The 4,101-nt window shown below is 58.6% G+C and carries 4 protein-coding genes; all 4 read right to left on the reverse strand.

Annotated features, from left to right (window positions below):
• Positions 1-251: TniB family NTP-binding protein (locus PQR02_RS39760; protein WP_408243279.1), on the reverse strand; the 251-nt coding region annotated here is incomplete at its 3' end.
• Positions 235-1,641: a TnsB C-terminal domain-containing protein gene (locus PQR02_RS39765; protein ID WP_408243280.1), complete on the reverse strand. Its 1,407-nt coding sequence runs from the start codon at positions 1,639-1,641 to the stop codon at positions 235-237. The genes PQR02_RS39760 and PQR02_RS39765, both read right to left, overlap by 17 nt.
• 939 nt (positions 1,642-2,580) lie before the next feature.
• Positions 2,581-3,108: a hypothetical protein gene (locus PQR02_RS39770; protein ID WP_408243281.1), complete on the reverse strand. Its 528-nt coding sequence runs from the start codon at positions 3,106-3,108 to the stop codon at positions 2,581-2,583.
• Positions 3,109-3,474: 366 nt separating this feature from the next.
• Positions 3,475-4,101 (reverse strand): hypothetical protein (locus PQR02_RS39775; RefSeq protein WP_408243282.1); only part of this gene is annotated, 627 nt, incomplete at its 5' end.

Below are 4,101 nucleotides of genomic sequence, written 5' to 3' on the forward strand. Positions count from 1 at the left end.
GCGGTGATTTTTGTCTGGCCAATATTTGAATCGCCATGCAAGAGCAGGCACGGCGTCCGGTCGCGACGAGGCGTCTCGTATAGACGCTCAAGTTGCTGCAAGGCTTGCGTGGCGCGCGGGTAGTCGATCCAGCGGTCGCGGAGAAGCCCAAATTGCGTTCGTCGTTCCCCAACTCGGCCTGCTTTCTGGCTGCCGGCAGCAAATGCGCGAGCGTGCCATTTTTCATCTTCCACCTCACCATTGCTCGACATCGAACGCCTGAACGGGCGCATCGTAATCGACCGTCTCGACCTCGTGCTCCGATGTCTCGCCCCTGAATTGCACGACTCTTTCGAGCACCTCCTCCAACGGGACATACTTTTTACGTGACCGGCGACGTGCACGGGCCGTCGTCCGCGTGGCGTTAGCGATTACGCGCCGCTGCTCCTCTACGGTTCGGAAAATCAGCGCCTCAGAGACGGTGTGCTGTCCTTCCGACCGGATGGCCTTTAGCGCGGTTCGCTGTTCGAAAAGCGAAATCGCCGCGCGCCGCATATCTGCGTATTGGACTTCGAGGTAGTCACGGGTTCCTGCGGTCACGAACACGCGCGAGAGGTCCTCCGGATGGTACCGAACAGTTACCGTGCGCCGGGTCTCGCGCCATGCAACGAATATTGGATGCCAGTAACGAATATGGAAAAGCGTCAGTCCATACGCCTGTATTGTCCCTTCCGCAGCAGGCAAGAAGCGAATCAGGAACCGCAGCTCAGCGCCTCCAGTTGCTGGCAATTGTCGCGAATCGGCACTACGCGCCTGCATTCGCCACATGTCGGCTGGCGTCGCGCCAAGCAGCCCGTGATGTGCGGCGTGGTGGTATCGTCTGGCGACCTCGATCGCGAGCCACTGCTCAAACTCACGTAGTGTCAACGCAGCCGTCTTTTCGGACTGTCGCGCCTTGCGACCTTTCGGAGACGATCCGGTCGCCCCCGGCAAGCCCCGCACCCTTTCCATTAGAGTCCGGTTCAGGCGCTCTATATGGCCACCGAAATGCGGACGCCCTACAGGACGATACATAAGGTCGATGCCGTATTCCCGGCAGCCGCTGCGAAGGGCCCTGCTTTTGAATTCGGCAGCATTGTCGAGATGCAGGACTTCTGGAATTCCGCGCATCGGCCAATCCGCGTCCACCTCAATCTTCGCGAGCCATGGCGCCTTGCATAGTGCCGCTCTGGTCAGGAGCAAACCCACCGTTGCTGCCCCCGGACGGTCCATGCTCACGTAGAAACTCAACACGCACCTGGTCGCAACGTCCAGAGCGATGGTCAGCCAGGGACGGCCGATCACCCGTCTGTCGTACTCGCTCACCAGAAGCACATCCGCCTGTGTGTGGTCGACCTGGACGATCTCCAGGGGATACTTTGCGACAAGCGACCCTGGCGCTTTCAGGGCGTCGGGGAGCGCCGCGCGCTTTACAGCATCCGACTCACGATGCCTCGCCCATCGCCGTCCGATCGTCGTTCGACTCGGCAGTTGCAGTCCAGCGAGTGCACATCTGCGTCGAACCTCCAGCACAAGATCCGTTGCAGGATGGGCCAGTTGTCGTTGCCTCGGAAGCCAGACATGCACTATTTCGTCGATCACTTTATCGACGTCATCCCCCAACCGACCGCCGTCCGGTGACGGGCCTCGGCGATACGGAGCGACGGAGCTCGCAACGGGGTCTGCCAGGAATCTCCGGCGCAGACGATACACCGTCGTCCAGTGCACGCCGAGGAGTTGCCCAGCGAGAACTGCCTGTTCTCGCGAGAGCGGTCCTCGCCCCAATGGTCGAAGCACCGATGCCACTTTCTCAACGCGGCTGCTCCTCTCGTTCGCATCCGCCATCGCCGCCCCTCATCAACTTTCGTCGAACGCATTAGCAGAATTAAAGGACACGGCGAACGCGCTAGCAAAATTAACGGACATCCTGCCGCTCACCCGTTGCTGAAACGCAACGGGTGACAGAACCGGCAATCTGGCCTCTAAGCCTTATCTGGCGGGGGCTTCGGCCCTTCTTGCGCTAGCAAATGCGGTGAACATGGCTAGCAGAATTAATGAACACCAACACCTGCGGTAATGAAGCAACCTCTGACGCCGCTACCAGCCGGGAATGCGCTATCCCCATAGCCTCTGCAGCTTGACGCGTCGTCGACCATGCGTTCAATCGACGGCCTTCGACAAAACGATCGTGGAGTGCCAGAGGACTCTCCCTCTTGTACGTTCCGCGGATTTTCCCGGAGCGATCTGCACCGCTTAGATGCGCCAATATCTCCGATCGAGATTTTCCTGTCGGATCGAGCAGGCGTGCGCGCTCAACCAACGTGGCCAGACCATCTTCGTTTCTCGCTCTAAGTAGGCCTCGGGATTTAACCCGTTGGTCTTCCCGCTGCTGGAACTTCGTTGACGGTCGCTGGCAACCGGCAACCTGATTGGTCGCGCGGCGGCGCCCGCGACGGCCTGACCCGCTGCGCCGATGGGGTTCGAGACGGGGAGCGGCTCAGTTCGGCCAGTTGCGTAGATGGCAGAGATGCAAACGGCCGTAGCCACCCCTTTCCGTGAAAATCAACTCGGGACTTTCCGGCTCTCCAATCCGAACTGGCTGATTGGGAATGGCGCGCCTGCGCAGAACTGCTGCCAAGTTGGAACGTTCAAGGTGCTTTCGGGTGTTCGGAACCCGCTGAATGACAAGACTACGTCGATCAATACTGGCACGCGGGAAAGCTGCAGAAGCTGAAACAGGTCTCTCACGTCTGCAAACTGCACATGCGGAACGATGATAGTCACCGCTACCAGATCCGTTTCGGTCGGCTCCCGCTTCGGGAAGAACTGGATCATGCCGTGAACCTGATCGGGTTCCGCTCGTGCACGCTCCAAAATTCCTGTTTTGAAGAGGTCAACCGAGTATTCAGACGCGTCGTTTGTTGTGATTCGCCATCCGATTTCTGATGCGTGAAGCCGGGGCGCCTCTCCAATCTGAGTCGGAATGTTCCACGCTCTTGTGGTGCGGCCTCCACCACGCACATATTGAGCGCCGGTGCTGTCTCTGCCAAAACTCAGCGGCTGGCTGTCGCCAACTTCGATCACCCACATAGCTGCGCGCTCCCTGTGTCGTGCGCCAATGATACCTCGCGTATCTTCGCCGCGGCGTTCGGTTGCATCCGCGCTCTTCCCGGCTGTCCGATCGATTCCGATTTCTCCATCTTGCTCGCCCGGTCGGCGATCAGCCGAATGTTGCATGGAACGCCCGCGCTTGGCCCGCGCACGTCGAGTCCCCTTCGACAACGACCGATTCCGGGAAATCCAATCAATTCCGTACTTTCGTGTCTAGCTAACTGCGCGCCAGTCTAAGTAATTCCGTTTGCCGACAATAAAACAGCCATGCGCTAACCCAGTGTCCGCATCGGTTGTACGCGTTCCGGCATGGCTTTTCATTGTGTCACCGCACCCTGTGACTGCTCACCGCTTCTTTCCCAACCCAGGGAGACCGCCGGATACGGCAGACGTGTTTTTCTCCCGCCCAAATGAGCTATACGATCCTTTGGCGGCGTGCGGCCTCTCCAACTCGACGTCGACAAAGTTTGTTCCCGGCAACGGCACTGGCACTGCGTCAAGCTGCTTCGCAACTGCAAGTAAATGGACCGACTCTTGCTCCGCTTTGACCAAAACTCTCGCCGCTTTTTTGCGTCGTTCCTTCCATTCTGCTGCCAAGCTCTTGATGACCACACCCTTGTAGCCTTGCTGTGGCTTTCGCTTTTGCATCAGCAACCAAATCTCGGCGGTCTGCTTCTCCGTGAAGACAGGAGCATCTATAACCAATTTGCCCTTATGAAACACGCCGTAGAGCTCGTCGTCCAGATGCCTTGCTGCAAGCAGATTGGCTGACTCTTGTTCCGCATCCACCAACACTCTCGCCGCTTTTTTTCGCAGTTCCCTCGCTTCCGCTCTCAGGTTTTTGATCACCGCACCCTTGTAGCCATCCGGTGGCTTTCGCGTCATCAGCCAAATCTCGGCGATCTGCCTTTCCGTGAAAACAGGGGCGTGCGTAACCCACTTGCCGTGAAGAAACACGCCATAAAGCTCGTC

Origin of the sequence: Paraburkholderia sediminicola (genome assembly GCF_046026895.1) — a bacterium.
Classification (GTDB): domain Bacteria; phylum Pseudomonadota; class Gammaproteobacteria; order Burkholderiales; family Burkholderiaceae; genus Paraburkholderia; species Paraburkholderia sediminicola_C.